Source organism: Paraburkholderia tropica (genome assembly GCF_014171495.1).
Classification (GTDB): Bacteria; Pseudomonadota; Gammaproteobacteria; order Burkholderiales; family Burkholderiaceae; genus Paraburkholderia; species Paraburkholderia tropica.
The window spans coordinates 207,667-233,926 of sequence record NZ_CP049135.1 but is presented as its reverse complement, the minus strand read 5'-3'; the positions used below and the strand labels follow the sequence as shown (position 1 = coordinate 233,926).

Annotated in this window: 22 protein-coding genes; 9 read left to right on the top strand and 13 right to left on the bottom strand. The window is 65.8% G+C overall.

The window, feature by feature from the left end:
• Positions 1-127: 127 nt before the first annotated feature.
• Positions 128-526 (bottom strand): FKBP-type peptidyl-prolyl cis-trans isomerase, encoded by a 399-nt coding sequence (locus G5S35_RS15795; protein ID WP_065065727.1) that lies wholly within the window; start codon positions 524-526, stop codon positions 128-130.
• Between the two features lie 192 nt (positions 527-718).
• On the opposite strand from G5S35_RS15795, the gene G5S35_RS15790 reads away from it, so the two are divergent.
• Complete coding sequence (locus tag G5S35_RS15790; RefSeq protein ID WP_065065726.1) at positions 719-1,174, top strand: DUF1269 domain-containing protein; 456 nt, start codon at positions 719-721, stop codon at positions 1,172-1,174.
• A gap of 31 nt (positions 1,175-1,205) precedes the next feature.
• On the opposite strand, the gene G5S35_RS15785 is transcribed toward G5S35_RS15790, so the two are convergent.
• Complete coding sequence (locus G5S35_RS15785) at positions 1,206-1,493, bottom strand: hypothetical protein (protein ID WP_183039186.1); 288 nt, start codon at positions 1,491-1,493, stop codon at positions 1,206-1,208.
• Between the two features lie 63 nt (positions 1,494-1,556).
• A complete protein-coding gene (locus G5S35_RS15780; protein WP_183039185.1) occupies positions 1,557-2,363 on the bottom strand; it encodes a cytochrome c biogenesis CcdA family protein in 807 nt (268 codons plus the stop codon).
• Between the two features lie 366 nt (positions 2,364-2,729).
• On the opposite strand from G5S35_RS15780, the gene G5S35_RS15775 reads away from it, so the two are divergent.
• On the top strand, positions 2,730-3,293 hold the full coding sequence (locus G5S35_RS15775) for a thioredoxin family protein (protein ID WP_065065724.1): 564 nt from the start codon (positions 2,730-2,732) through the stop codon (positions 3,291-3,293).
• A 152-nt stretch (positions 3,294-3,445) separates the two neighbouring features.
• Here the strand turns inward: G5S35_RS15775 and G5S35_RS15770 are convergent, their stop codons facing one another.
• The 3 genes from G5S35_RS15770 to ydiK all read right to left on the bottom strand — a co-directional run bounded on the left by G5S35_RS15770 (position 3,446) and on the right by ydiK (position 8,840).
• Positions 3,446-4,489, bottom strand: a complete 1,044-nt coding sequence (locus tag G5S35_RS15770; RefSeq protein ID WP_124261960.1) for an alpha/beta fold hydrolase — start codon at positions 4,487-4,489, stop codon at positions 3,446-3,448.
• Between the two features lie 333 nt (positions 4,490-4,822).
• Positions 4,823-7,486, bottom strand: coding sequence for an ATP-dependent Clp protease ATP-binding subunit (locus G5S35_RS15765; protein WP_183039184.1), 2,664 nt, complete (start codon positions 7,484-7,486; stop codon positions 4,823-4,825).
• 292 nt (positions 7,487-7,778) lie between these two features.
• Entirely contained in the window at positions 7,779-8,840 is a 1,062-nt protein-coding gene (gene ydiK, locus G5S35_RS15760; RefSeq protein ID WP_124261961.1) for an AI-2E family transporter YdiK, read from the bottom strand.
• A 175-nt stretch (positions 8,841-9,015) separates the two neighbouring features.
• On the opposite strand from ydiK, the gene surE reads away from it, so the two are divergent.
• Entirely contained in the window at positions 9,016-9,804 is a 789-nt protein-coding gene (gene surE / locus G5S35_RS15755; protein ID WP_074985662.1) for a 5'/3'-nucleotidase SurE, read from the top strand.
• Between the two features lie 105 nt (positions 9,805-9,909).
• Here the strand turns inward: surE and G5S35_RS15750 are convergent, their stop codons facing one another.
• Together G5S35_RS15750 and G5S35_RS15745 are read right to left on the bottom strand one after the other, a co-directional pair.
• Entirely contained in the window at positions 9,910-10,596 is a 687-nt protein-coding gene (locus tag G5S35_RS15750; RefSeq protein WP_065065719.1) for a CBS domain-containing protein, read from the bottom strand.
• A 151-nt stretch (positions 10,597-10,747) separates the two neighbouring features.
• A complete protein-coding gene (locus G5S35_RS15745) occupies positions 10,748-11,527 on the bottom strand; it encodes a cyclase family protein (protein ID WP_065065718.1) in 780 nt (259 codons plus the stop codon).
• A 265-nt stretch (positions 11,528-11,792) separates the two neighbouring features.
• Here G5S35_RS15745 and G5S35_RS15740 point away from each other — a divergent pair, with 265 nt between their 5' ends.
• Positions 11,793-12,242 carry a MarR family winged helix-turn-helix transcriptional regulator gene (locus G5S35_RS15740; RefSeq protein WP_065065717.1) on the top strand — a complete coding sequence of 150 codons (450 nt, stop codon included), beginning with the start codon at positions 11,793-11,795 and terminating at the stop codon, positions 12,240-12,242.
• Positions 12,243-12,260: 18 nt separating this feature from the next.
• Here G5S35_RS15740 and G5S35_RS15735 read toward each other — a convergent pair whose 3' ends face one another.
• From G5S35_RS15735 to G5S35_RS15720, 4 genes are all read right to left on the bottom strand, one after another.
• On the bottom strand, positions 12,261-12,695 hold the full coding sequence (locus G5S35_RS15735; RefSeq protein ID WP_065065716.1) for an acyl-CoA thioesterase: 435 nt from the start codon (positions 12,693-12,695) through the stop codon (positions 12,261-12,263).
• Positions 12,696-12,737: 42 nt separating this feature from the next.
• The gene (locus G5S35_RS15730; protein WP_183039183.1) at positions 12,738-14,249 is read right to left on the bottom strand and encodes an indolepyruvate oxidoreductase subunit beta family protein; all 1,512 of its coding nucleotides are present in this window, start codon (positions 14,247-14,249) and stop codon (positions 12,738-12,740) included.
• Positions 14,250-14,277: 28 nt separating this feature from the next.
• A complete protein-coding gene (locus G5S35_RS15725; protein ID WP_183039182.1) occupies positions 14,278-16,464 on the bottom strand; it encodes a thiamine pyrophosphate-dependent enzyme in 2,187 nt (728 codons plus the stop codon).
• A gap of 394 nt (positions 16,465-16,858) precedes the next feature.
• Complete coding sequence (locus tag G5S35_RS15720) at positions 16,859-17,449, bottom strand: BPSL1445 family SYLF domain-containing lipoprotein (RefSeq protein WP_065065713.1); 591 nt, start codon at positions 17,447-17,449, stop codon at positions 16,859-16,861.
• Between the two features lie 461 nt (positions 17,450-17,910).
• On the opposite strand from G5S35_RS15720, the gene G5S35_RS15715 reads away from it, so the two are divergent.
• The 3 genes from G5S35_RS15715 (at position 17,911) to G5S35_RS15705 (ending at position 22,655) form a co-directional block, all read left to right on the top strand.
• Positions 17,911-18,399, top strand: coding sequence for a hypothetical protein (locus tag G5S35_RS15715; RefSeq protein WP_176080596.1), 489 nt, complete (start codon positions 17,911-17,913; stop codon positions 18,397-18,399).
• 234 nt (positions 18,400-18,633) lie between these two features.
• A complete protein-coding gene (locus tag G5S35_RS15710; protein ID WP_065065711.1) occupies positions 18,634-19,296 on the top strand; it encodes a response regulator in 663 nt (220 codons plus the stop codon).
• Positions 19,296-22,655, top strand: coding sequence for a hybrid sensor histidine kinase/response regulator (locus tag G5S35_RS15705; protein ID WP_074985653.1), 3,360 nt, complete (start codon positions 19,296-19,298; stop codon positions 22,653-22,655). Before G5S35_RS15710 ends, G5S35_RS15705 begins: the two co-directional genes overlap by 1 nt.
• Here the strand turns inward: G5S35_RS15705 and G5S35_RS15700 are convergent.
• Positions 22,600-22,968 (bottom strand): hypothetical protein, encoded by a 369-nt coding sequence (locus G5S35_RS15700; RefSeq protein WP_176080597.1) that lies wholly within the window; start codon positions 22,966-22,968, stop codon positions 22,600-22,602. The two genes, G5S35_RS15705 and G5S35_RS15700, sit on opposite strands and share 56 nt — an antisense overlap.
• A 250-nt stretch (positions 22,969-23,218) precedes the next feature.
• Here G5S35_RS15700 and G5S35_RS15695 point away from each other — a divergent pair, with 250 nt between their 5' ends.
• Together G5S35_RS15695 and G5S35_RS15690 are read left to right on the top strand one after the other, a co-directional pair.
• Positions 23,219-23,584: a DUF2946 domain-containing protein gene (locus G5S35_RS15695; RefSeq protein WP_074985650.1), complete on the top strand. Its 366-nt coding sequence runs from the start codon at positions 23,219-23,221 to the stop codon at positions 23,582-23,584.
• Between the two features lie 299 nt (positions 23,585-23,883).
• Entirely contained in the window at positions 23,884-26,229 is a 2,346-nt protein-coding gene (locus tag G5S35_RS15690; RefSeq protein ID WP_183039428.1) for a TonB-dependent receptor, read from the top strand.
• The last annotated feature ends 31 nt before the right edge of the window (positions 26,230-26,260 follow it).

Below are 26,260 nucleotides of genomic sequence, written 5' to 3'. Positions count from 1 at the left end.
AAGACCCCGAGGAACGATGCGACGACGATGCCCCGAGCCGAGGCACCGGCAACGTTGCGGGAGGCTCTGGCAGCGCTCCCGATCGACAAAATCATGGCGAGGAACACCCCGCCCTTTCCGAATCCGCTTACTGCTGGATACCGAGCAGTTCGACTTCGAACGTCAGATCGCTGTTCGGCGGGATCGGGCCCACAGCACGATCGCCATAAGCCGTCGCGGCCGGGCAGGTCAGCTTGGCCTTGCCGCCGACCTTCATCGTCTGCAGACCCTGCGTCCAGCACGGAATCACGCGACCGAGCGGGAACGTCGCTGCGCCGCCATGCTTGGCCGAACTGTCGAACTCGGTGCCGTTCGCAAGCGTGCCGCGATAGTTCACGCGCACGACGTCATTGACGGTCGGCTGCGGGCCGGTGCCTTGCTTGATTTGTTCGACGATCACGCCCGACGGCAACTTCTGGACGTTATCGGCAGCGAACGCGGTCGTGGCGACAGCGGCGGTGGCAAGCAGAGCAATGACTAGTTTCATGCGATGTCCTCGTTGGTTGACCCACCGATTATACGGACCTGACATTGCGCACTCATTTCGGCGCTCGCCTACGCGCTTGCACCGCGCTTACCCCTCGCCTGGCCGACGCTTGCCGCCCCGAATTCCCCACTGGCGCGGCGATGCGCATTGACTATCTTTAGAGCATCGCCGCATCGGCCAGGGAGCAGCGCCATGGCTCAGGAACTACTCGTCGCGACCTTCGACAATCTGGACTCCGCGCAGCGCGCGGCGCGCGACTTCAGGAACTTCGAAACGGATGGCGTGGGGTTGAAGATCGAAAGCGGCGTGATGGTCCAGAAACACGCGGACGGCACCTGCACCGTGCTCGACCAGTACACGCACGCCTACTGGGGCACGGTCGTCGGCGCGGTCACCGGCGGATTGATCGGCCTGCTCGGCGGTCCCGCGGGCGCGATCGCGGGCGTGACCATCGGCACGGCCGCGGCGCTCGGCGGCCGCGCCGTCGAAAACCTGCTCGACAGCCGACTCACGCAAACCATCGAAGCCGAACTGAAAACCGGCAGCGTGGCGCTCATCCTCGAAGCCAAAGAGGAATCCACGACCGAAGTCGACGAAGTCGTGCGCGGATACGGCGGCACCCTCTTTCGCCAGAAATTGGCGTGGTGAGATGGGCTGACGTCGCTGTCGTCCTGGGTCATCAGGACGGCGGCGTGCTTGCATTGCCGAGCGCCGCATGCTTCGCCGCCGCCGCTTCGACGACGCGTTGCGCATCCGGATACGTCTCGCCGGTGCTCGTCTGATAGCGCTTGAGTTCGTCGACGGCGCTCGCGAATGCACTGCCGCCGATGCATGCCTTGAGACGCCCGGCCTGCGACAGCGCCGGATAGCGTGCTTCGGCCTCGTCGAGAAAACCCTGCATGGCGTCATGCAGATCGTCGTAGTTTCCGGCACGATTGATGCCGTCGATGCGTTCGTCCGCGTTCATGGTCGCGCTCCGGATCGTGTGGCTGCCTCGATAGCATAGAACGCGGTGCGAACTGCATGCGGCTCAACCGGGCCTCGCATTCGACTGCGGATTCGACTGAACATCTGACTGAACATTCTGCTGCGCCGCCCGCGCTCCCCGCGAAGCCGATGTAATCGATGCGGTCAGGCGGCTTTCCAGGCCGGTAGTCGGCGCGCCGGGCAACAACGCAAGCACACGCGTATCCACGCCCAGTGCGATCGCCGCCACGGACACCAGCACGAGCGCGCCCATCGCGCGGCGCAGCCATTCGCCCAGACCGAGCGAGCGCTTGAGTGCATCCATCGCCCGTCGGCCGAGACTCGCGGCGATCGCCAACGAGCAGGCCGCGCCGATCGCATAAGCGGCGAGTGCGCCCCACGTTTGCCAGGTCACGCCATGGCGCGCCGCGCCCGTGAGAATCAGGCCGAGGATCGGGCCCGCGCACGGCGCCCAGAGCAAGCCGGTCGCCGCGCCCAGCAACAGCGACGAACCGATCTGCCCGAGCGCGCCATCGCTCTGCGAATGCGCCATGAAGCGGTCGGCGAGCGTGGTAAGCGGGCGCGTCAACCGCGTAGCGAGCGCGGGCAGCAACAAGGCCGCACCGAACACGCCAAACAGCGCCAGCGCGAACCAGCGACCATATTCGCTCAATTGCGCCGCACCGTTCAGGCCAGCCGCGCCGAGTCCCGTGAGCAGCGCGAACGTCCCCGCGAGACCGAGCAGCAGCGGCAAACGATCGGTCAGGAACGGACGATCGGAGCGCGCGAACACGAACGGCACGACCGGCAAAATGCACGGGCTCAGGACAGTGAATGCCCCGCCGATGAAAGCGACGACGACGAGCAACATAATTCGGACTCCCAATATCGTACGTTTGAACGGATATGCGCGGACCGGCTCGCATACCGGGAAAATTCAGCGGCGCACGCAGCGCCAGTTGCATGACCCGTATTCAAACGCCTGCGTGTATCGGGCAAATGTCGGACGAAGGCTGTATCAAATCGGCATGTATCGCGTGCAGCCGGGGATACAGACCGATACAGATAACGCATCGCACGCAGCAAGGCCGCGTGGTGCAACGCCTGTTTTTGTATGCCAATGTGTACGCGCCTCGCGGCGATACATGGCGATTCACGCACGACCACGGCGAGACACGCGCCAGATACGTCGGCGCGTTCCAATACGTCCGAACCCTCACCAAAAGGAGAACTCGCCATGCTCAACCGACTCAAGATCGCCGCCGTCGCGGCCGGACTCGTCGCCACCGCGGCGTTCGCCGCTTTTGCATCCGCGCAGGATTCGGGCGTCGAACCGTCCGCGATCAAGACCGGCGCGCCCGCGCCCGATTTCACCGGCATCGACACGTGGCTCAACAGCGCCCCGCTCGATCTCAAGCAATTGCGCGGCAAGCCGGTACTCGTCGAGTTCTGGACCTTCGACTGCATCAACTGCGCGCATACGATTCCGCACGTGAAGGACTGGTACGCGAAATACCACGACAAGGGCCTCGTGGTCGTCGGCGTGCATACGCCTGAATATTCGTTCGAACGCAATACCGCAAATCTGAAGAAGGCGATCGGGCAATACGGTATTCAATATCCCGTCGCGCAAGACAATCGCTATGCAACGTGGAACGCGTACGGCAATCAATACTGGCCCGCGCTGTACCTGATCGATCAGAACGGCAAGCTCGTGTATACCCACTTCGGCGAAGGCAATTACGACGATACCGAGCATCAGATTCGCACGCTGCTCGGCCTCGACGCCAAGCGCGGCTAATCGACGGAATCGTCTGAATCGACTGGAAATTGCCGAATCGGAAAGCGATTCGGCAAATAAAAAAATGGCGTGCCGAAAAGCACGCCATTTTTTATGGAAGGCACAAAAAAGCGCGCCGTTAAGCGCGCTTCTTCAACCCGAGATCACCCGAATCACAAATGCGTGACCTGCAGAATCGCTTCGGCGAATTCCTTGGGCGCTTCCTGCGGCAGATTGTGCCCAATACCGCCCGTCAAATTGCGATGCAGATACTTGCCGGTGAACTTCTTCGCATACGCTTCGGGCGGCGGATGCGGCGCGCCATTCGCATCGCCTTCCATCGTGATCGTCGGCACCGAAATGGTCGGCGCGGCGGCCAGACGCTGTTCGAGGCCGTCGAGACGCGCTTCGCCCTGCACCAGACCGAGACGCCAGCGATAGTTATGAATCACCACCGCCACGTGATCGGGATTCTGGAACGAAGCAGCCGAGCGCGCGTAAGTCGCGTCATCGAAATTCCATTTCGGCGAGGCAAGTTGCCAGATCAGTTTGTTGAACGCGTCGCGATTCTGCGCGTAACCCAGTTCGCCGCGCTCGGTCGTGAAATAAAACTGATACCACCATTGCAGTTCCGCTTTCGGCGGCAGCGGATTCTTGTTCGCCGCCTGGCTACCGATCAGATAACCGCTCACGGAAACCAGCCCCTTCACGCGCTCGGGCCACAGCGCGGCGATCGTATCGGCCGTACGCGCGCCCCAGTCGTAGCCGCCGAGCACGGCCTGATCGATCTTGAGCGCATCCATCAGTGCGATGATGTCCACGGCGGTCACCGCCTGCTGCCCGTTGCGCGGCGTATCCGCCGAGAGAAAACGCGTCGAGCCGTAACCGCGCAAATACGGCACGATCACGCGATAACCCGCTGCGGCAAGCATCGGCGCCACTTCCACGTAGCTGTGGATGTCGTAAGGCCAGCCGTGCAGCAACAGCACCGGCGTGCCGTTCGTCGGACCGGCTTCCGCATAGCCGACGTTGAGCACGCCCGCGTCGATCTGCTTGATCGGCCCGAACGACGCGCCGCTGCCGGTGCGCGAGTTGCCCGCCGTCTCGTTCGACGATTGCGCGTGCGCGAGGCTGCTCAGCCCCAGATCCGCGAGGCTGAAGCTCGCGAGCGTTGTACCGAGAATACGGCGGCGGCGGACATTGACGGGATCGGACATGAGCCCACTTCTCCTGGTTGTCTTCTGAAAAGGCCCGCGCCGGAATCGGCGCGGTTGCTCGAATTCGCCGTCATATGCGGATCGAACGATCGCAGGCGCGGCGGCAGAAAAACGCTTCAGAGGATTTATAGCGGAATCGCGCGCGCGCTTTGTATCCCAATGTGTCTGTTCGGAAGACGTACACAAAAAAATCAATTTGGCGCGAAAGCGTGGTGCGGGCACGACGCGGCCGGGTCGCCGCCGTACAAAAGTTTCCGAACGGAAACCGGGAAAACTTCGGGCCGATGACGCGTCCAGCCAGGCCAGACGCGTCATCGGCCCGTCACACGATGCTCAGGACTGCGCCGTGAATTCGACGCGGCGTTGCGCCGTATCGTAACGGCACACGACCTTCGCGCCCTCCTTCACCTCGCCCTTGAGCATTTCCTTGGCAAGCTCGTTCTCAATGGCCTGCTGGATCTGGCGTTTCAGCTCGCGCGCGCCGTACTCGGGCCGATAACCCTCGGCGGCAAGGAAATCCACCACGCTCTCGTCGAAGCTGAGATCGATATCCTGACTGCGCGCCATACGCTGCACCTGTTCGAGTTGCAGGCGCACGATCGAACGCAGTTCATCGTCGGAGAGCGGCTGAAAAACGATGATGTCGTCGATGCGGTTCAGAAACTCCGGGCGGAAATGCTGGCGCAACTCGCCCAGCACGGCGCTCTGCATCGACGCATCGGCGCTCGCGAGAAAGCCCGGACCCGAACGCTTCTGGCCCGAGACCACGTCGGAGCCGAGATTGCTCGTCGCGATCACCACCGTGTTGCTGAAATCGACCACGCGGCCCTTGCCGTCGGTGAGGCGACCGTCGTCGAATACCTGCAGCAGCACGTTATAAACGTCCGGATGCGCCTTCTCGATCTCGTCGAGCAGAATCACGCAGTACGGTCGGCGGCGCACGCGCTCGGTCAACTGGCCGCCCTCGTCGTAACCCACGTAACCCGGCGGCGAGCCGATCAGTCGCGACACCGCGTGACGCTCCATGTACTCGCTCATGTCGATGCGCACGATGGCGTCCTCGTCGCCGAACACCACTTCGGCCAGCGCCTTCGCCAGTTCGGTCTTGCCCACGCCGGTCGGGCCGAGAAACAGGAACACGGCGGTCGGGCGTCGGCCGCGACGCAAGCCGGCGCGCGAGCGGCGCACGGCATCGCTGACCGCGACAATCGCCTGATTCTGACCGATCACGCGCTCGTGCAGACGCTGCTCCATTTCGAGCAGCCGCGTGCGCTCCTCCGCCGTGAGCTGCGTGACGGGCACGCCGGTGAGCTTCGACACGATCTCGGCCACCTGCTCCGTCGTCACGTCGGATGTGACCGAACCGAGCTGGCCTTTCCAGTCGCTCGTGGCGTCGGCGAGTGACTTTTCCTTATCGGCGATGGGGTCGTCGAGCGCATGCGCGCGCTCGAAATTCTTGCGCGTGGCCGCGTAGTCCTGCTCGCGTTTGAGCTGCGCGAGTTCGGATTCGAGTTCGAGAATCGCGGCGGGCCGCGAGGTCGCCGAAAGATGCACGCGCGCCGCCGCCTGGTCGATCAAGTCGATGGCCTTGTCGGGCAGAAAACGGCCCGTGACATAGCGGTCGGACAATTCGGCGGCCGACACGAGCGCGTCGTCGCGAATGGTCACATGATGATGGACTTCGAGTTTATCCCGCAGCCCGCGCAGAATATTGATGGTCTGATCGACGCTCGGCTCGGCGACGAACACCGGCTGAAAGCGCCGTTCGAGCGCGGCGTCTTTCTCGATGTACTTCTGGTATTCCGCGAGCGTGGTCGCGCCGATCAGGTTCAGCTCGCCGCGCGCCATCGCGGGCTTGAAGACGTTTGCGATATCGAGGCCGCCTTCGTTGCCGCCTTGCCCCGCGCCCACGATCATGTGCACTTCGTCGATGAACAGCACGAGCGTCTCGCGCTGCGCGTTGATTTCCTCCATCACGCCCTTCACGCGCTCCTCGAATTCGCCGCGATATTTCGCGCCCGCGATCAGGCCGTTCACATTCAGTTCGACGAGCCGTCTGCCGCGCAGCGACTCGGGCACGTCGCCGCTCAGCATGCGCTGCGCGAGCCCTTCGGCGATGGCCGTTTTGCCCACGCCCGGCTCGCCGATCAGCACCGGATTGTTCTTGCGGCGGCGCGCGAGCACTTCCACCACGGTTTCGATTTCGCTCGACCGGCCGATCACGGGATCGAGTTTGCCCTCGCTCGCGAGCGCGGTGAGATCGCGGCTGTATTGATCGAGTTGCGGCGTGGGGCTCGGCGCCTTCGCGGCGGGCTGCTCGCGCTTGTCGCCTTGCGCCTCGACGAGCCGTTGCAGCACCTTTTGCGGCGTCACGCCGTAGCGGCCCAGCAGATGACCCGCGAAACTGTCCGGCACCTGCGTGAGACCGAACAGCAAATGCTCGGGCGCGACGTAGCTGTGACCGAGTTCGCGCGAGACCAGGAAGGCGCGGTCGAGCGCGCCCTTGAGTCGCGGCGACACGGCCATGCGCGCTTCGTCGTGCGCTGCGCCCGCTTCGCGCTTTTGCGCGTTGGCGTCGATGAAGGCGCGCACGTCGTCGGGCTCGATGCCGAGGCGCTTGAGCATGGCCGCGCCCGCATCGTTGCCCGCAAGTTCGTACAGCAAATGTTCCGTGTCGACTTCGCGGCGGCCGAACTGCACCGCGCGTTCGGCCGCGCGTTGCAGCAATTCGCGCGCCGTGTCGCTGAAATAGCGCTCGACGATCGCGCCGTCGCCGGCTTCCATGGTCTGCGGCGCGGGTTGAGCCGCAGGATCGCCCGCGGCTTGCTGCGCGCCGCGGAACAGCGATTCGAGCGGACTCACCGTGCGCTGATGGCGCGTAAGCTGCGCGTAGTGATAATCGCAGACGTCGAGATAACGCCGCCTGCCGTCCTGCAACACGGCCACCCGCACGGTCGCAGGACGCACGCCGCAAATGTCGCAGTTGAACTGAGCCATTTCCCCTCCTCGATAGCGGTGCGCCGCGCGAAGCCACGCGCGCGTCCACGAACGGCGGGACGACGTGTGCGGATTATCGGGCGCAAGAAAACGCGCGTGAACGCGAATGACGCCACTCGGGCAGCGACGCCCCGGCGGTCGAAGACGCGCAAAACGCAAGAGCCAAAGCGAAGTCCAGCCGTCATCCTAGCGTCGAATCGTGCGGCGCGTTGCCAGGCTGTCGCACCGGCGGCCGGGCGCGGCATTCAGACGAATAGCGTCTTGATCCGCGCGCAGCCGTTGCCGACGCGGGTCAGGCGCTGGATGCCGGCGTCTTGTCGATCCAGGCCGTCAGCAAGGTGGACGACACCGCAAGAATGACCGGCCCGATAAACAGGCCGACGATGCCGAACGCGAACAGGCCGCCCAGCACGCCGGCGAGGATCAGCAGCATCGAGAGATTCACGCCGCGCCGGATCAGCACGGGGCGCACGAAGTTGTCGAGCATCGCCACCATCACCGACCAGATCGCGAGCAGGATCGCCGCGACATTCGCGTCGTGCATGAACAGCCAGATCACGCCGCCGAGCAGCGGCAGGGCCGGGCCGATCTGCGCGAGACAGAGCATCAGCAACACGGCGGTGAGCACGCCCGCGCCCGGCACGCCCGCCACGGCGAGGCCAATGCCGCCGAGCGCCGATTGCAGCACCGCCGTGACGACGATGCCGAGCGCGACCGCGCGAATCGACGCGCCCGCGAGCTTGACGGCTTGCGCGCCGTGGCTCGGCGCGACGCGCGCCGCGAAGCGCACGACATAGGCGGCGGCCTTCTCGCCCTGCATGTAGAGCAGGCCGGTGATGATCACCGTGATGAACATGTGGATCACGAACACGCCCACCGAAGCCGCATGGCCGATCAACCAGTGCGCCGCAATCGACGCGTAAGGTTCGAGCTGCGCGAGCAGGCCGCCGGGACCGGCGTCGGAGAACGACTGCCATTTGTCGGCCACGCGCGCGCCGATCATCGGCAGGTCGTGCACCCAGCCGGGCGGCGGCGGCAGTGCGTAATCCGGCAGCTTGCGGATCAGATCCATGATCTCGGCGCCGTGCGCGGCGAGCGTGGAGATCGCTTCGTAGAGCGGCAGCACGATCACCACCAGCAGAATCAGCAGCATGCAGAGCGTGGCGAGCCAGCGCCGCCGGCAGCGCCGCTCGACGGCGAGCATGGCGGGCCAGGTGGCGACGACGATGGTGGTCGCCCAGATCAGCCCGGGCAGGAACGGGCGCATGACGTAGAGGCTGCCGACCGTCAACGCGCAGAGGATCGCGACGACAAACAGCACGCGAGCAATATCCGGCGGGTCTTGCGGCTTCACGGGGTTCTCCTCGCTGCGGCCACGCCGCGCGCGTCGTCAGGGGCTTCGGATCATCGGGATTCGGCGCGCACGCCGACGCGCTAGTCTATCCCGGATGCGAGGGCTCCCGTCGCGAAATGGCCCTTTATCCGATAATGACCTTCCCCCCGCCCCCTCACTGGAAGCGCTAACCACCATGTCCGTATCCGCACCGAAACTGCCCTGCGTGCTCCTGACCAATGACGACGGCATCGACGCGCCCGGCCTCGCCGTGCTCGAAGAAGTCGCGCACGAACTGGCCAACGAAGTCTGGGTCGTCGCGCCCGAACACGACCAGAGCGGCACCTCGCATTCGATCAGCCTGCATTCGCCGCTGCGCGTGAGCCGCCGCGGCGAGCGCCGCTTCGGCGTGCTCGGCACGCCCGGCGACTGCGTGGTGATGGCCGTGCGCCAGTTGATGGGCGACGTCACGCCCACGCTGGTGCTCTCCGGCATCAACCGCGGCGCCAACCTCGGCGTGGAGACGATGTTCTCGGGCACCGTCGGCGCGGCCATGACGGGCCTGTTGCTCGGCCTGCCGTCGATCGCGCTCAGCCAGACCTTCCGCGACCGCGAGCACGTGCGCTGGGACACGGCACGCGCGCTCGCGCCGGACGTGATCCGCCGTCTCGCCGCGATCGCGCACGACGCGCCCGTGTGCCTGAACGTGAATTTCCCCGATGTGGACGCCAGCGCGGCGGGACCGCTGACCGTCACGCGTCAGGGCGTGGGCCTCGTGCAAGGCATCGACGTGGTGCCGCTGACCGATCCGCGCGGCATCGACTATCACTGGCTGCGCTTTCATCGCGGTCCGCGCGAAAACGGCCCGGATACGGAAACGGCCGTCGTCGGCTCGGGACGCGTGTCGGTCACGCCGCTGCATTTCGACCGCACCGCCGCGCGGACCTTCGCCACGCTGGAAAACGCGCTTGCGGCCGGCGCATGACGCAATCGTCGATTCGATGAAAAAGGCCGGCGTTGCGCCGGCCTTTTCACGTGCGATGCGCGCCGGTTCCGGTCGGTTCCAGTCGGCCGCGCCAGATTCCGGATCTCAGATGCCCGGCATGATCGGATACGGTTCGGTGTGATCCTCCACGGCGCGCACGCCGGGAATGCCTTCGGCGGCCACGCGCACCGCACGCACGGCGTCGGCGGAATTGAAAGTGCCCCACAGATGCACCACGCCCTCGCGCACGACGACGTTACGGCCCGCGAACGCCCACGGCCGCCCTTCGAGTTCCTCCACCAGACGCTCGCGGATCTCGCGATCGCTCGGCGACACCGGCTGCGGCTCCTCGGCGCTGCTCGCCAGCGCCTGCAACAGATTCGCACGGCTCACGATGCCCACGAGCTTGCCGTCGCGCAGCACCGGCACGCGCTTCACGCCGCGCCGCTCCATCAGCGCCGCGATGTGCGTGAGCGAATCTTCCTCGTTCACGCTGACGATCTCGGTCGTCATCACGTCTTCGACGCGGCGCGCGTGCGACTTCACGTAGGCGTCCGCGTCGGCGTTGGTCGCGAAGAAGTCGAGCCAGCGCTTGCGGCGCGTGCTGTCGGTGCCGATCTCGATGCGCCGCAGCAAATCGCCCTCGCTGATGATGCCCACGAGCTGCCCCTGCGCATCGAGCACCGGCGCACCGCTGATGCGCCGGTCCAGCAGCAGCTTCGCTGCGTCGCGCACGCTCGTTTCGGGACTGACGGTAACGACGTTCGGGGTCATGACGTCCATTGCACGCATGGTTTTTCTCCTGTTCGCTCGTGAAATCGTGGTCGATAGTCAAAGCGTACTGGCGTCCGACCCACTGACATTGATTTACATCAATTCGTACACCGGACGCTGATTCATGCGATGAAATGTCCTGCCGCAATGCGTCTCAGGCGCGCCGATTTCAGTCCTGCACCATCGCCAGCACGCGCAACGGGCTGCCCGAACCGGCCTGGATCTTCAGCGGCGCGGAAACGATGACCGCGCCCGTCGGCGGCAGTTGATCGAGATTTTTCAGGCATTGCAGGCCGTAGCGATTCGAGCCGTGCATGAGCGTGTGACACGGATACGGCACCGGCCACGCATAGGCCTGGCCCGCATCGGTATTGATGGTTTCCACGCCGAAGCCATGCACCTGGCGTTCGTGGATCAGCCACTCGACGGCCGCCTGGGTCGGGCCGGGCGTATGCGCGCCGTCCTCGCGCAGATTGAGGAATTCGGCGGGATCGGTGCGCTTCGACCAGTCCGAGCGCAGCAGCACCCACGCGCCGGCGGGAATACGGCCGTGCCGCGCTTCCCACGCCTCCAGAAACTCGACGGTCAGCAGCCAGTCCGGATCCGCCGCGATCTCGGCGCTCGCATCGACGACGACCGCGGGCGCCACGAAATTCTTCACGTCGATCGTATCGACGGAGTTCTGCGCGTGGTCCTTGCCGGAGATCCAGTGCACGGGCGCGTCGAAGTGCGTGCCGGTGTGCTCGCCGCAGGAAAAGTTGTTCCAGTACCAGCCCGGACCCTGCTCGTCGTACTGGCTGATCGTCTCCATCCTGAACGCCCACACCTGGCCGAACTGCGGCGGCAACTGCAGCGCCGGAAACTCGGGCGACAGCGTTTGCGTCAGGTCCACGATGCGCACACGGCCGCTCGCGAGATCGGTGGTCAGTTGCTGCAGACTGCTCGTCATCTTGCGCTCCTTTCGGTTCTGAACTGCTTGTCCGCTTGTTCTACCGCTGTTTTGCCGCTCCTCGACCGTCATCCGCCCGCACGGCGAATTCATCCTAAGACGCCAAAATTATCTTTAGGCATAAATCAATTCAAAATCATGGTTAACCCCTTTTTCCTTTCGCCGACAAGGGGCCGCACAAGCGTCGTGGTATGTTTGCGTTCCGGCCGTCCCGGCCGTTTCCACCACGTTTCCACCGATTCGCCACCCGCCTGCCCAGACCCGTATGAGCCAGCCCATCGCCCCCAGCTTCGTCGACAGCTACACGCCCGCGCTGCTCGCCCAGGTCAGCCAGCTGATCTCGGGCGAATTCCACGTGATCGTGCAGGCGGCGGGATTCGAGGTATCGGACTGGCGCGTGCTCTCCACGCTCTCGGACGGCAAGCCCATCAGCATCGGACGGCTCGCGCAGATTTCGGTGACGAAGCAGCCCACCGTGACGCGCCTGCTCGACCGCATGGAGGCGCAGGGCTACGTCAAGCGGATTCCGAGCGAAGCCGACCGGCGCGTGACGAACGTGCGCATCACGCCGCGCGGGCAGAAGCTCGTATCGGAACTGATGGTGCAGGCCAAACAGCACGAGGATCAGGTGCTCGAACCGCTCGGCAAGGACAAGGCCGAAGAACTGAAGGCCACGCTGCGGCTCTTGATCGAACTGCATCGTCCGCCGGCCTGAATGTCCAGGCGCACGCGCTTAGCCGGTCTGCGCGCGCGCCATGGCCAGCTCGATGGCGCCGCGCAGATCGTCGGGCATCGGAATGGCCTTGTGCGTGTCGAGCGAGGTCGTCACCAGGGTTTGCAGCGCGCTCATGCGCACCACGCCGTCCGCGCCCGTGCAGGCCCACGCGAGCACCAGCGACGCATTGCCGAGCCGCTGCACATCGAGCGACAGCGTCACGCGGTCGCCCATCTTGCTGATCGCCTTGAAATCGACTTCGAGCCGCACGGTCGGCATGCCGATGCGCCGCGCGCCGATCACGCCGTGATAACCCTCGGGCAGCAGGTCGTCGATCCACGCCTCGATCAGATCGTTGAACAGCACGAAATACTGCGGATAAAACACGATGCCCGCGGGATCGCATTCGGAAAAATGAATCTTGTGCGGACGGCTGAAGGTGGGCGCTTTCATGTCAATCTCGATCTCGATGTCTTGCCGCGCGCCGCGTACGAATCAGGCGAGCGCGTGTCTCGCGAGCGCCGCGCGCAGCTTGTGGCCGTGCTCGTCGGCGAGCGCGGCGTCGCGCAACTCGCGCAGCGTGGCCGGCGCGAGCCGCTGCCCCGCGCGCGCGACCGCCGCCATCACGGTCTGGAAATTCGCCAGCCCGCGCGCATGCGTGTCGCTGTAACCCTTCACGAGACGCTGGCATTGCGCGACTTCGGTCGCCAGCGCCGGATTGTGGCGCGCCGACTCGACGATCTGCGCAAGCCAGCCGTCGATGCGCGCGTGCTCCAGTTCGTAGCGCAACGTGCGGCGGCGCAGGCCGCGCAAACGCGCGACCGCATAGAGTAGCAGGTAGCCGCGCAGCGAACTCGTACGCACGACGCGCCCCGACGCCGCGAAGCGCTTCACGAGCCGATGCACGCCATGCGGTTTCGCGAGCCAGCGCCCGAGACCGGCAGGCAGCGTCTCGCAGATTTCCTCGATGCGCGGATGCATGAACTCGTTGATGGCGAGCAGTTGATCGGCCTGCGCGCGCACTTCGCCGCGCACGCGCTCGAAACGCGAGCCGCGCGTTTTCAGATCGGCGACGCGAATCGTATCTTCGTACGACATCCAGAGCGCGAGATGGCGTGCCGTTTCGCGCAGCAAGGCGCGGTCGGTGTCGGGCAGCGCGGCGCGCAATTGGATCAGACGATCGAGATAGGACGCGGCGTAATCGGGGTCCTGATAGTCGATCAGGCGACGCACGCCTTCGATCGCGAACGGCTGCGCGTCAGCGGGCAAATCCGCGCGTACGCGCTCGATCAGTCTCGCGACGGCAGGATCGCGCGGCGCGGGCGTTTGAGCCTGCTCTGGCTGTTCCGTTTGCGTGGGCGATGAGGCGTCGGTGTCGGTATCGACATCGGCACGCGAGAAGCCTAGTTCAAACGCGCGCAAGCTCGGCTTCACGCCCACGCCGCCGCGCTCGATGGTGGCCTCGAACTGCGCGCGGCTGAACGGCAGCACGCCCGTGCCCGCAAGCGCGCCGAACAATACCGCGCTGATCACGCTGCCGCTCGCCTCGGCGGCCTGCGCCATGTCGAAGCGCACGAAGCGTTTCGCGGCCTGATGCGCGTGCGCGACGAGCGCGCTGTCGTCGACGCGGCCATCGCCCAGCGCGGTTTTCTCGGCTATCGAATACACGCGATGCGTCGACGCCACGAGCGTCGTGCGCTCCGCCGTCACGAGTCCGCGCTGCACGGCGCGGCCCGCTTCCATCAGCTCGGAGGCGAGCACCACGTCGACGTCGCCGGGCAGCGGCATGAGCGCCAGCACCGGCGTGCGCGGCTCGTGCGCCTCGCGGGCGAACAGCTCGACGTAGTAAATGGTCGCGCCGGTGCGCTGCGCGACGCCGGGCACCGAGGTGGTCTGCGCGTAGTAGCCGTTGTGCTCGCCGAGATCGACGATCCAGTCGGCCAGCACGCCGCCGCCCTCGCCGCCCATGGCCAGAATCGCAATCTTGATCGGTTGGGTTGTCGTCATGGTTTCGCCCTGGAATCAAAATGCCGAATCAGAATGCGTAGCGCGCGCGGCGCTGCGCCTCGCGGCGTTGCAGCCAGCCGATCACCGCGTTGCGCAGGCGCTGCCGCAAGCGATCCACTTTAGTAGGATTGCTGATGATCTGCGCGCGATAGAACGACGGGCACAGCACCGCCGCATGCGAAACCTCGCCGCACAGGCCGCAACCCACGCAGCTATCGAGCACGCTCGCGACCGGATCGGTGCGCAGAGGATCGGGATTGGGCTTGATCGACAGCGACGGACAACCCGACAGCCGGATGCACGAATGATCGCCGGTACAGGTATCCGAATCGACGCCGAAGCGCTCGCGCACCACGCGCTCGCCCGCCGCTATCGCCTTGCGCTGCTTCGGTTTCTCGCGACGCTGCTTGTTCAGCATGCATTCGCTCTGCGCGATCAGCACCTTCGGCCCTTTCGCGCCGGTCGTGAGCCCGTCCCTGAGCGTGGCCATCATGGTCTTGAGGTCGTAGGTGCGGCGCACCGTCCTGACCCATTTCACGCCCACGCCGCGCACCGCCTGCTCGATTTCGTGGCCCGTGCTGCGGGTGGGATTGAGCGCCGTCGACGACAGAATGTCCTGGCCGCCCGTCGCCGACGTATAGCTGTTATCGACGACGATCGTCAGGTTGTCGCTCTTGTTGAACACCGCGTTGGCGATGCCGCTCGTCAGACCGTTGTGCCAGAAGCCGCCGTCGCCCATCACCGAGATCGCGCGCTTGCTCGCGGGCGCGTTGAGCGCGGCGGCGCTCGCGCTGCCGAGGCCGTAGCCCATCGTCGTCGCGCCGAGATTGAACGGCGGCAAGATCGAGAACAGATGGCAGCCGATGTCGGCGCTCACGTGATGCGGCCCAAGCTCGCGCTCGACGAGCTTCATCGCCGTGAAGATCGGGCGTTCGGGACAGCCCGTGCAGAAGCCCGGCGGACGCGCATGCACGCTGTCGTCGAGCGTGGGCTGAGTGGGACTTTCGGCGGCCGCAGTGGCCACGGCCTGCACCGGAATCACCTTGCGCGGCGCGGGTTGCTCCGGTTGTGCTTGCAGCACGCCATAGCGCTCGAAGAACGCACGCAGGCCCTTCACCACCGTCGCGGCGTTGTACTCGCCCGCGAGCGGCAGCATGTCCTTGCCGTGCAGCGTGGCGTTCACGCCGCGCTGACGCAGAATCGCGCTCGCGTTCTGCTCGACGAAATTCGGCTGCCCTTCCTCGATCACGAGCACGGCGCGCTTGCCCGCGCAAAAGCGCTCCCACTCCGAATCGATCAGCGGATAGGCCACGTTCATCACGTACAGCGGAATCGCCGAGTCGCCGTAGACATCGGCGAGACCCAGCCGTTCCAGCGCGCGCAGCACCGTGTTGTAGCTGCCGCCTTGCACGGCGAGGCCGATATCGTGCCAGTCGCTTTTATCGTCGGCAAAGAATTCGTTGAGCCGGCGCTCCTCGATGAACTTCACCGCGGCGGGCCAGCGTTCGTGAATCTTTTCGCGCTCGTGCAGGAAACTCGCGGGCGGCAGCACGATGCGGTCGACGTCGCGTCTCGGATGGTCGAGCGCGTCCTTGATCGTGAACGCCGGGCGTCGATTGTCGGACGCCACGAACTGTCCATGCACGTGGCACGCGCGAATGCGCAATTGCAGCATCACCGGCGTGCTGCTCGCCTCGGAAAGATCGAAGCCGTCCTTCACGGCCTGCACGATGCACGGCAGATTCGGACGCGGATCGAGCAGCCAGATCTGCGACTTCATCGCAAACGCGTGGCTGCGTTCCTGCATGATCGACGAACCTTCGCCATAGTCTTCGCCGACGATCACGAGCGCGCCGCCCGTCACGCCGCCCGAGGCGAGATTCGCGAGCGCGTCGGACGCGACGTTCGTGCCCACGGTCGCCTTGAAGGTGACGGCGCCGCGCAGCGGATAGTTGACCGAGGCGGCCAGCGACGCGGCGGCCGTGGCCTCGCTCGCGCTGTTCTCGAAGCGGATGCCGTGGTCGGCGAGGATGTCCTGGGCGTCGGCCAGCACGTCCATCAGATGCGAGATGGGCGCGCCCTGATAGCCCGCCACATAGGCCACGCCCGATTCGAGCAGCGCCTTCGTCACCGCGAGAATGCCCTCGCCGCTGAACACTTCGCCTGCGCCGAGGCGCAGTTTCTTCACTTCCTCGACAAACGACCGCTCTGCCATGACCGTCCTCTTCGCGATGTTCGAAACCGTGGCGCACGACGCGCCATCGTCATGCGTCGGGCCAGTATAGTTTAGATTTAAATATTTCCAAAATCATAGTTAACCCTGCGAAAACGCGTTGCGCGGCGCGTGCCGGAACGCGCGCGGGCGGGTGAAATGGGATTTGCAGGGGGCCGTCCCCGCACGCTACATCGGCCAAAAAATTCTGGAAACCGGGCGCGCGCGGATGCACCGTTCATGTGCTCGAAGCGGCACAGAAGTCGGCGTGGAGATCAGGGAAAACGCGGGGAAAGGCGGAAAACCGACTGGGGGCCCGTGCGCGCGAAGCACCCGATACGGTCGATACGATCGAGGCAAGCGCACGGGCCGCGCCGGACGGGCGCGGCGCGCCCGCTCAGATGACGAGACGCGAGACCTTCACGCCTTCGAGCGAAACGCCGGCCATGAGACCGGCATTGGTCAGCACGAAGGCTTCGACGGGGCTCATGGCCGTCGACGTATCGACATTGCCGTTCGCGCCCACGGTTACGACCGCGACCGTGGCGTCGGCGCCCGCCGACCAGCCCTGGCTGCGCACGAAGCTGTCGAGCGCGCCCTCGTTCATGAACGCGAAGATGATGGCCTTCGATTGCGCGCCGATCTGCAGGCCGAACGAGCCCGCCACGGTGCTGTAGTAGCCCGACGTGCGGCCGTTCACGCGCAGCGCGCCGGTGCCGTACTGGCCGCCGATCCAGAAGCCCGCGGCGATCACGTTCGGAAAGACCAGCACGCCGCTGGCTTTCGAGAGCAGTTCCTGCGAGCCGGACACCGTGCCGTAGAGACGCGAGAGCGTGGCGTCCACGCTGGCGTCGATGGCATTGCGTTTGGCCGCGTTCTGCGCGGCGCTGTTACTTGAACCCAGCGGGGTCGTCGTGCAGCCCGCGAGAGCGAGGCCGCTTGCGGCGAGTGCGGCGCTGGAGCTGAGAAGAAATTGACGTCGGCGCATTGAGGTGTTCCCGTAAAAGCGATGCTTCGATGAGTCTCGCGGGCGCAGCCCCGTTCGAGCGGCGCGCCCCGCGAGGGGCCACAGGATGGCGCGCGTGGCAGCCGGGCCGATGGATGGCTGCGGCGGTCACGTCCGCCCTCCTTGGCGGTATCTGACCATGCGCCGCGCATCGAGTTCACAAACTGGATGAAGAATTCTGCGCGAAGCCGCGTCGGGCGGGCTTTCGTGCGCCGCCATCGCCGGACTTTGGCGGTCTTTTTGCTGCTCCGCAGCAGCGCCGCCGCGTTTCTCGAAATCGTCTGATTTTGCCGGCGCGGCGCGCCTCTTAGAGTGAAGGTGTGGCCAGAGCGTGGCCGCCTCCGTCACCGAGCCCCATCGAGCCCCACCGAACTCATACGGGCTCCACGACGAAACCGCGCCCCGCACGCCACGCTGTCTCCACTCACGCAAAAGGTCCGATCATGTTCGCCGCCACGTTCCAACGCCTGCCCCAAGCCGCCGCCGCGCGGATTGCGCGCGCGTGCGAACGGGCAAGCGGCGTCGGCATCGTGCTGTTGCCCATCGTCTATATCGCGTTCTTTGCCGCGCTTTTCATGCTCGGCGTGATGCCGCGCGCCCCATTCGGTCTGACGATGGCGATGCTCACGCTCGGCGGCGCGATGCTCGCGGGCGCGCTGATCTTCTATCTGGCGAGCGTCGCACCGCAAGCGCGCCCGTCCACGCGCGCGACGGCTGCCGGTTGCGCCGGTCTTCACGCACCGATCACCGCACCGGCCCACGCGCCGACCATCGCGCCGATCCGCTTCGCGCACATGCCGACCCGCACCTGCCAGCAAAGCTGCAAGACGGCCTCGGGCGAGGAAATCCGCATTGCGGTCAACTGCTATCAGGCGCATTGCCCGGCCGCGAATCAAGCGGAATCGCGGCGGCGTTCGACCTGCGGTTCCTGATTTCACGCCGCGCGCGAGTCCTTCGCTTCCGCGTCTGTCGGAATAGATCGCATGACGAAGCGGTTATCGCCGCGCAATCCCAGGCCGAGCGTCCTCCCGCTGACCGCCACCCTACAATGACCCTCATTCCGCGCTGTCATATAATCGGCTGAAGACGTCAAACACTGTCAGCAGGGATCTCCGCGCGTGTAGGCGGGACCGTGCCGACGCGCGCGAGCCGCTACGCACCCGCCCATGACGAACGCCACGCAAACCCTGCGGATCGTGGTCGCCGACGACCATCCGCTCGTGCTCACGGCCATCAGCGACTATCTGACCCAGGCGCCCGGCTGCACGGTGGTCGGCACCGCCGACTCGGGCGCGCGTCTGCTCGACCTGTTGCGCAGGACGCCTTGCGATCTGCTCGTCACCGACTTCTCGATGCAAGGCGAAGTCGAGGACGAAGACGGCCTGCGCCTGATCGCCCGCCTGCGCCGCCTCTACCCCGGTCTGCCCGTCGTCGTGTTCACGATGCTCACGAACGGCGGCATCCTGCACGAACTGACAGCACTGGGCGTGGCCGGACTCGTCGGAAAAGAAGAGCCGATCACCGTGCTCGCCGAAGTCTGCCGGCGCGCGCTCGTCGAGCCGGGCACCACGCTCTCGGCGCGCGTCGCCGAACGTCTCGCACTGGACGGCGCGAACGTGGACGAATTCCGCCGCAGCAATCCGCTTTCGCCGCGCGAACTCGAAGTCGTGCGCCTCTTCGCGCTCGGCCTGAACGTGACCGAGATCTCGAAGCGCCTGAACCGCTCGGTCACGACGGTCGCCACGCAGAAACGCGCGGCCATGCGCAAGCTGCATCTCGATTCGAACGCCGATTTGATCCGCTACGCGAGCGAGCACGGATTCGCCTGATGGAAGCCAACGCCTCCGCGCCCAACGCGTCGCCGTTCGCCACGCTGAAGGCGCTCGAACACAATCTGCGGCGCGAACGCCGCGTGTTCACGATGCTGATCGGCCTGCTGGTGTTCGCCGCGGTCGCGGCCGCCTGCGTGGCGATCACGACGATCGCGTTCCTCTCGCTTGCAGGCGACGGCGCCCAGTTGCGCGCGACCATCGCGCAGAGCAACGAAGCGCTGTCGTTCCGGTACAACCAGCTCACGAGCGCGCGCCTGCTGCTCGGCCTCAAGGAGGCGTCGCTGCTCGTCGCCGACGACACGCCCGCCGCGCACGCGCACTGCGCGCCGACGTTCGCAGGCGTGGATGGCTCGCCGCCGCTGCGCGCGCTCTGCGACCGTGCGATCGACGCGATGTCCCACGCGAGTTCGGACACGCCGTTGCTGTTCGTGCTCGTCGACGGCAGCGCCGCCTACGGCTATCAGCTCGCGCCCGCCGCGCACCTGCCGGACGGCCCGCTGCGCCCCGGCGAAGGCGCGCGCGTGCTGGTCGACAGCGCGCTGCTGCACATGAGCGCGCGCGGCGCGGACCCGCTCTCGGTGGGCCGGGGGCGTTCGGTCATCTGGTTCCGGCCGCCCGCCGCGCTGGGCTTCGCGCCGAACCTCGTGCTCGGCGCGACCAGCGTGCTCAAGGACGGCAAGCCCTATGCGCTCGTGCTGACGAGCGTCGACATCGCGACGCTCGGCCGCGACCCGGACGGCAACGGGCCGGACGTCGCGCCCGTGCTCGTCGATGCGGATGGCCTGCGCCTCGCCGGACCGCTCTCCGACGGCGCGACGCAAGTGATCGAGCGTTACCTCGCGAGCGAGCCGACCGGCCGCTTCCATCTGCTGCCGCGTTTCGGCTGGGCGATGCGCGAGCGCCCGCTCGTTCACGATTTCGGCCACTACCTGCTGGCGCTGTCGTGGGCCGACCATCTGCGCCAGATCCGCGCGCCCGTCGCCGTGGTGCTGCTACTCACGGTCGCACTGGTGCTGATGCTGCTCTCGCTGCTGCGTTACTGGAACCGGCGCGTGCTCGCGCGCACCTATGGCGAGGCCACGCGCGCGCTCGAAAACGAGTTGCTCAATCATCTGCTCGTGCACGCGACGCCGATCGGCCTGTGCATCGTGCGCAAACGCGACTTCGATATCGTCATCGCCAATCAGATCGTGCGCAACGTGCTCGGCCTCGACACCCGCGCGACGCGCCTGCCCGCCGCGCTCTGCCTCGAGTTCGAAAAGCATCTGCCCGCGCCTGTCAACGAAGGCACGGCCAGCACGCCGATCTACGCGCTGCCGTTTTCGCTCACGCGCGAAAACGGCGAGAGCGTGCATCTCGACATCACCTACGCGGCCGCCACGCTGAACCGCGAAGCGGTGATGTTCTGCGCGTTCGCCGACATGTCGAAGCATTACGAAGCCGAACGTCTGCTGCGCGAAGCGCAGCGCACGAGCGACGAAGCCGCGCGCACCAAGGTGAGCTTTTTCGCGGCGATGAGTCATGAAATCCGCACGCCGCTGGCCTCGCTGGTCGGCAATATCGAACTGGTGGCGCGCGGGCCGCTCGCCGCCGAACAGGAAGCGCGCGTGGATGCCATGCAAGTGTCGGCGGCGGAACTGCTGCAAATCGTCAGCGACGTGCTCGACTTCTCGAAGATCGACGTCGGCGCGATGAAGCTGTCCGAGGACGCCGAGTCGATCGCCGCGCTGCTGGTGCGCATCGCGCTCGCGCATGCGCCGCTCGCGGTGCGCCAGAAGCTGCCGTTCTATCTCGTGATGGACCGCGCCATTCCCGCGCGGCTGTTCTTCGATCCGATCCGGCTCGCGCAGATCGTCAACAACCTGCTGAGCAACGCGTTCAAGTTCACGCATTCCGGAAAGATCGTGTTGCGCGCGGCCTGGCGCGACGCCACGCTCGACATCAGCGTGGCCGATTCGGGCGTGGGCATGCCCGACGACCTCAAGGCGCGCCTGTTCCAGCCGTTCACGCAAGGCGACGACCACCGGCTCACCGAATCGCGCGGCACGGGCCTCGGCCTGACGATCTGCGGACGGCTCGCGGCGCTCATGCACGGCCGCTGCGAAGTGGAAAGCACGCTGGGCGTGGGCACTCGCGTGCTCGTCAGCCTGCCGCTGCGCGCGGACGGTGCGGCGACCGCGGGCGAGCAATGGACGCTGCCCGATCCGCATCCCGCGCTTCTGTGCCGCGCGCCCGAGAATCGCGAATGGCTCACGAATCTCTTCGACGCCCGGCTCAGCACGCCGGTCTATCTGCATGCGACCGAGACGCCGCCCGACGGCGCGTTCGACTATCTGCTGGTCACGGGCGAATTCTCCGTGAACGACGTGCAGCGCGTGTGGCGCGATCCGGCGAAAGTCGTCTGGCTGCGCCAGGACGGACCGCTCGTGCCGCTCGCGCTCGAAGGCGGCGGCGTGGAAGTCAGCCTGTACAGCCTCGCGGGCATCCGCACCGCGACGCAGATGCTGCGCGGACAGTTGCCCGCCGCGGATGCAGCGCCCACGCAGACCGACACTGGCGCTGCCGGCGCAGAAGCACACGCGCCGGCTGATTTCCACCGCTTGAGCGTGCTGATCGCCGAAGACAATCTGCTCAACCGCTCGCTGCTGCGCGACCAGTTGCGCACGCTGGGTGCGAACGTGATCGAGGCGAAGGACGGCGAGGAAGCGCTCGCGAAACTCGAGACGGCGCACGTCGATCTCGTCATCACCGATCTCAACATGCCGAAGATGAATGGCTACGAGCTGCTGCAAACCGCGCGTGCGAAACAGCCGTCGTTGCCCGTCTACGCGGTGAGCGGCAATGCGCTGCCCGAACAGATCGCGCAAGGCCGCACGCTGGGATTTACCGACTATCTGAGCAAGCCCGTGCCGCTCGCGGCACTCGCGCGCGTGCTGACCGACGTGACCTCGCGTGTGCTTGCCGATCACGCCGCGGCACAACCCGCGCAAGCGACGCCGGGCACGTCGCCGCTGAGCGCGGACAACGCAACCGGCGTCGATGAACAGACGCCGCGCTTCCCTGACCTGCCGCCCGGACTCGCGCCGATTTTCATCGAGCAGGCCGATCACGATCTCGCCGATTTCGCGCGGATCGCCGGCACGCAGGACGTACAGCGTCTGCGCGAATGGGTGCATCGCGTCGCGGGCGGTATCGCCGTGCTGGGTCCTTCGGTGCTGCACGATACCTGCCGCGAACTGCGCGCCGCCATCCACGAATCCGGCGCGTGGGACGAGAACGTGCAGACGCTGGCCGCCGCGCTCATTGCGGATCTGGAAGCCTTGCGCGCGTATGCGGCGAACCGTGAATCGACGTGACCGGCGTCTCGCCGCCGCTGCGCAAAAAGACCGGCGCCTGTGCGCCCGCTTCCTCGGGACAGCTGCCGCGCTGCCGACGCACGCACCACTGACGCAACGTGCTCGCGTCGAGCGGACAGCGCGCCGTTCCAGTCGGCTTGACGTGCTGGCGCGCCTCCAGTCGCAACGCAAACGCCGACGGCAACGCGAGACCGCAGGCGGCGACGCGCGTCGTGCCCTCGTCGGCTGGAGAATTCGTCGGCACTCCGCACGGTTCGGACGCGCGGGCCACCCAGCGCAGACTCGGCGCGGGACGCAATGAAAAGACAGGCATGATCGATCGCCGCGAAACGCGGCGTGGTAATCGTGTGGATATCGACGATCTTCGCGCAGCGCACAAGTACGCGCTATAGGACGGATTCTAAATACGGGCGCATTCGAGAGACGCGCATTCGAAACGCCCGCGCAACAAGGGTCGCAACGCACCGAATACGCTGTGCTTTATGCCGTGATTCAGCGTGCCGGATCGCGTGCGCAAACGCGCCGACGCGTGGTAGACTGCGCGCGCAATCGCTCACTCCATCATGAAACTACACAAGCACGCACTGCTGACCGCATGGCTTGGCCTCGTCGCCATGTGGCTCATCGTGCTCGCGCCGCTCGTGAGCCAACTGGTTGCCGCGCATCAGGCGCAGCAGCCCGACGCCGCGCTGTGCTCGGCGCTGCAACCCACATCGGCGGCGCCGCATCTTTCGCACGACGACGCATTCGGCGCCTGCGGCTATTGCAACCTGCTCGAACATCATGTGGCGATGCCGTCTATCGCGGTGCCCGCGCTCACGCTCGGCTTCGCGATCGCCGCTCCCGTCGTCGCCACGCTCTCCACGCGTCACACGCCGTTCGGCGCCTTCCCCTCGGGCCGTCCGCGCGCCCCACCCGCGCTCGCCTGATCGCTGCCGTCACCGGCTGCCCATCCGCGCTCACTCATGTTCTGTCGTCTGCTTCGGCGCTTGCGTCCATTAGCGTGTCTTCGCTCGCCCGTTATCGCGCGATGACACCCTGAACGGCGCGAAGGCGCGCGCTGTCGCCAACGCGTCGCGTGCATCGCCTGCATCGACCCGAACGAAGCAGCAACGCCGCGCGCGTGGGCAGCCGCACGTCCATCGTTTCCGGGGAAGTCTCCTACATGTCCACGCCCGTTTCGCGCGGTGCGCGTTTGCGCCTGCGCGCCCGTGCTCGTCTCGGTTTGATGCGGCATTTGCCGCCGTTTTTTCCGATCCTGCCGCTTTCGCTGATCGCACCGTTCGCGGTCGCGACCGCACACGCCGAACAAAGCACCACACAAACCGCAGCCGATAGCGCATCGAACACCGACATCACCACGCTGCCCACCGTCAGCGTGAGCGCATCGAACGGCACGTCGAACGCAGCGCCCACGCGTGCCGTCGATCCGAATCTACCCGCCACGGTCGAAACCGTCACGCCCGCGCAATTCGACAACTGGAACGTCGTCAATACCGAAGACGTCCTCAAGTACCTGCCGAATCTCGCCGTGCGCAAACGCTTCGTCGGCGACCTCAATTCGATCATCGCCGTGCGCGGCACGAGCAATACGCAGAGCGCGCGCGGCCTCGTCTATGCGGACGGCCTGCTGCTCTCGAATCTGCTCGGCAACAGCTATGCGTTTCCGCCGCGCTGGTCGATGGTGTTTCCCGACCAGATCCAGCAGGTCGATGTGATCTACGGTCCGTATTCGGCGCTCTATCCGGGCAATTCGCTGGGCGCGACCGTGCTGATCACCACGCGCATGCCGACGAAGTTCGAAGCGACCGCCGATGTCAAAGCGTTCACGCAGCACTTCAGCCTTTATGGCGTGAACCAGAATTTCAACGGCAGCGAAATGAGCGCGTCGATTGGCGACCGCATCGGCAAGTTCTCGTATCTGCTGGGCGTGAATCATCTGGAAAACGCGAGCCAGCCGCTGCAGTTCGCCACGCTCGCGCAATCGAGCACGGTGGCGCAGCCCGGCGACACGCCCGTGCACGGCGCGTACTTCTACAACAACCAGACCAACACGCGCACGGCGGTGCTCGGCGTGAACGGCGAAGGCATCGAGCATACGGTGCAGGATCAGTTCAAGCTGCGCATGCAGTACGATTTCACGCCGACCGTGCAAGGCGGCGTGACGCTCGGTTACTGGCATCAAAGCTACGACAGCCAGACCTCGACCTTCCTCTACGACGACAACGGCAATCCCGTCTACAGCGGCAAGGTCAACATCGGCGGCTACGAATACACCATTCCGGCCTCCGCGCTCGCGCCCAGCCGCGGCTGGAGCGAGAACTGGCTGTACGGCGCGTCGCTGCGCACGCATCAGGCCACCGGCTGGAATGCGGAAGCGATCGCTTCGTACTACGACGTCAGCAACAGCGTCGCACGCACGGCCAGCAGCGGCGGCTCCGGCGACGGTCCCGGCACGATGACGCTCGGCGACGGCACCGGCTGGAAAACGCTCGACCTCAAGGCGACGTGGACGCCCGCGCGACCCGACGCGGGCCTCGCCGCGCACTGGCTGAGCTTCGGCTATCACTACGACAATTATTCCGTCGACAACCGGACCTACAACACGCTCGCCTGGCGCGACGGCGGCGCGGGCAGCTTCGCCAACGCATTCGCGGGCAAGACCGAAACGCAGGCGTTCTACGCGCAGGACGCGTGGCGTTTCCTGCCGCGCTGGAAACTGGTCTACGGCGTGCGTTACGAAGACTGGCAGGCCTATGACGGCTACCAGGCGCTCGGCGGCGTGCGCGTGCCATATGCGGGCGTGAGCGACCGCCACTTCTCGCCGAGGGCCTCGCTGTCGTTCGACGTCACCGACGACCTCACGCTGCGCGCTTCGATCGCGCGCGCGTATCGCTTCCCGACCGTCGGCGAACTGTTCCAGGGGCAGATTAACGGCTCGTCGATCGTCAACAACAATCCGAACCTGCGTCCCGAAGACGATCTCTCGAAAGAGCTGAGCGCCGAATGGGCGCACTGGAACGGCCTGTTCCGCTTCACGCTCTTTCAGGACGACGTGAAGAACACAATCTTCAGTCAGACCGACACGACCGTCATTCCGAACGTGACGAACTTCCAGAACATCGGCAAGGTGCGTTCGCGCGGCGTGGAAACGAGCTATCAAGGTCAGGACGTGCTGCTGCACGGCCTCGATTTTTCGGCGAACGTCGCCTATACGCAGTCGAAGATTCTCGCCAACGCGCAGAACCCGGCGAGCGTCGGCAAATACTTCTACCGCATTCCGCTGTGGCGCGTGAACGTCGTCGCGACGTATCGCTTCGACGCGCGCAGCGCGCTCACGCTCGCGGCGCGTTATTCGGGGCGTCAGTACAACACGCTCACGAATACCGACACGAATCCGAACGTGTTCGGCGGCACCAGCAGCTACACGGTCGCCGACGTGAAGTTCACGTTCCGTCCGACGAAGCAGACCGAAATCGGCGTGGGCATCGACAACCTGTTCGACGCCCGCTACTACGTCTATCACCCGTATCCCGGCCGCACGTTCTACGCCGAAGCGAAGTTCGGCCTGTGAAGGTCATATTGCAGCCCATCCCCAAGGAGCC

What these genes read in the sequence shown, in the direction of transcription:
- G5S35_RS15795 (WP_065065727.1), bottom strand. Translation starts at nt 526, where the DNA reads ATGAAACTAGTCATTGCTCTGCTTGCCACCGCCGCTGTCGCCACGACC.
- G5S35_RS15790 (WP_065065726.1), top strand. Translation starts at nt 719, where the DNA reads ATGGCTCAGGAACTACTCGTCGCGACCTTCGACAATCTGGACTCCGCG.
- G5S35_RS15785 (WP_183039186.1), bottom strand. Translation starts at nt 1,493, where the DNA reads ATGAACGCGGACGAACGCATCGACGGCATCAATCGTGCCGGAAACTAC.
- G5S35_RS15780 (WP_183039185.1), bottom strand. Translation starts at nt 2,363, where the DNA reads ATGTTGCTCGTCGTCGTCGCTTTCATCGGCGGGGCATTCACTGTCCTG.
- G5S35_RS15775 (WP_065065724.1), top strand. Translation starts at nt 2,730, where the DNA reads ATGCTCAACCGACTCAAGATCGCCGCCGTCGCGGCCGGACTCGTCGCC.
- G5S35_RS15770 (WP_124261960.1), bottom strand. Translation starts at nt 4,489, where the DNA reads ATGTCCGATCCCGTCAATGTCCGCCGCCGCCGTATTCTCGGTACAACG.
- G5S35_RS15765 (WP_183039184.1), bottom strand. Translation starts at nt 7,486, where the DNA reads ATGGCTCAGTTCAACTGCGACATTTGCGGCGTGCGTCCTGCGACCGTG.
- surE (WP_074985662.1), top strand. Translation starts at nt 9,016, where the DNA reads ATGTCCGTATCCGCACCGAAACTGCCCTGCGTGCTCCTGACCAATGAC.
- G5S35_RS15750 (WP_065065719.1), bottom strand. Translation starts at nt 10,596, where the DNA reads ATGCGTGCAATGGACGTCATGACCCCGAACGTCGTTACCGTCAGTCCC.
- G5S35_RS15745 (WP_065065718.1), bottom strand. Translation starts at nt 11,527, where the DNA reads ATGACGAGCAGTCTGCAGCAACTGACCACCGATCTCGCGAGCGGCCGT.
- G5S35_RS15740 (WP_065065717.1), top strand. Translation starts at nt 11,793, where the DNA reads ATGAGCCAGCCCATCGCCCCCAGCTTCGTCGACAGCTACACGCCCGCG.
- G5S35_RS15735 (WP_065065716.1), bottom strand. Translation starts at nt 12,695, where the DNA reads ATGAAAGCGCCCACCTTCAGCCGTCCGCACAAGATTCATTTTTCCGAA.
- G5S35_RS15730 (WP_183039183.1), bottom strand. Translation starts at nt 14,249, where the DNA reads ATGACGACAACCCAACCGATCAAGATTGCGATTCTGGCCATGGGCGGC.
- G5S35_RS15725 (WP_183039182.1), bottom strand. Translation starts at nt 16,464, where the DNA reads ATGGCAGAGCGGTCGTTTGTCGAGGAAGTGAAGAAACTGCGCCTCGGC.
- G5S35_RS15720 (WP_065065713.1), bottom strand. Translation starts at nt 17,449, where the DNA reads ATGCGCCGACGTCAATTTCTTCTCAGCTCCAGCGCCGCACTCGCCGCA.
- G5S35_RS15715 (WP_176080596.1), top strand. Translation starts at nt 17,911, where the DNA reads ATGTTCGCCGCCACGTTCCAACGCCTGCCCCAAGCCGCCGCCGCGCGG.
- G5S35_RS15710 (WP_065065711.1), top strand. Translation starts at nt 18,634, where the DNA reads ATGACGAACGCCACGCAAACCCTGCGGATCGTGGTCGCCGACGACCAT.
- G5S35_RS15705 (WP_074985653.1), top strand. Translation starts at nt 19,296, where the DNA reads ATGGAAGCCAACGCCTCCGCGCCCAACGCGTCGCCGTTCGCCACGCTG.
- G5S35_RS15700 (WP_176080597.1), bottom strand. Translation starts at nt 22,968, where the DNA reads ATGCCTGTCTTTTCATTGCGTCCCGCGCCGAGTCTGCGCTGGGTGGCC.
- G5S35_RS15695 (WP_074985650.1), top strand. Translation starts at nt 23,219, where the DNA reads ATGAAACTACACAAGCACGCACTGCTGACCGCATGGCTTGGCCTCGTC.
- G5S35_RS15690 (WP_183039428.1), top strand. Translation starts at nt 23,884, where the DNA reads ATGCGGCATTTGCCGCCGTTTTTTCCGATCCTGCCGCTTTCGCTGATC.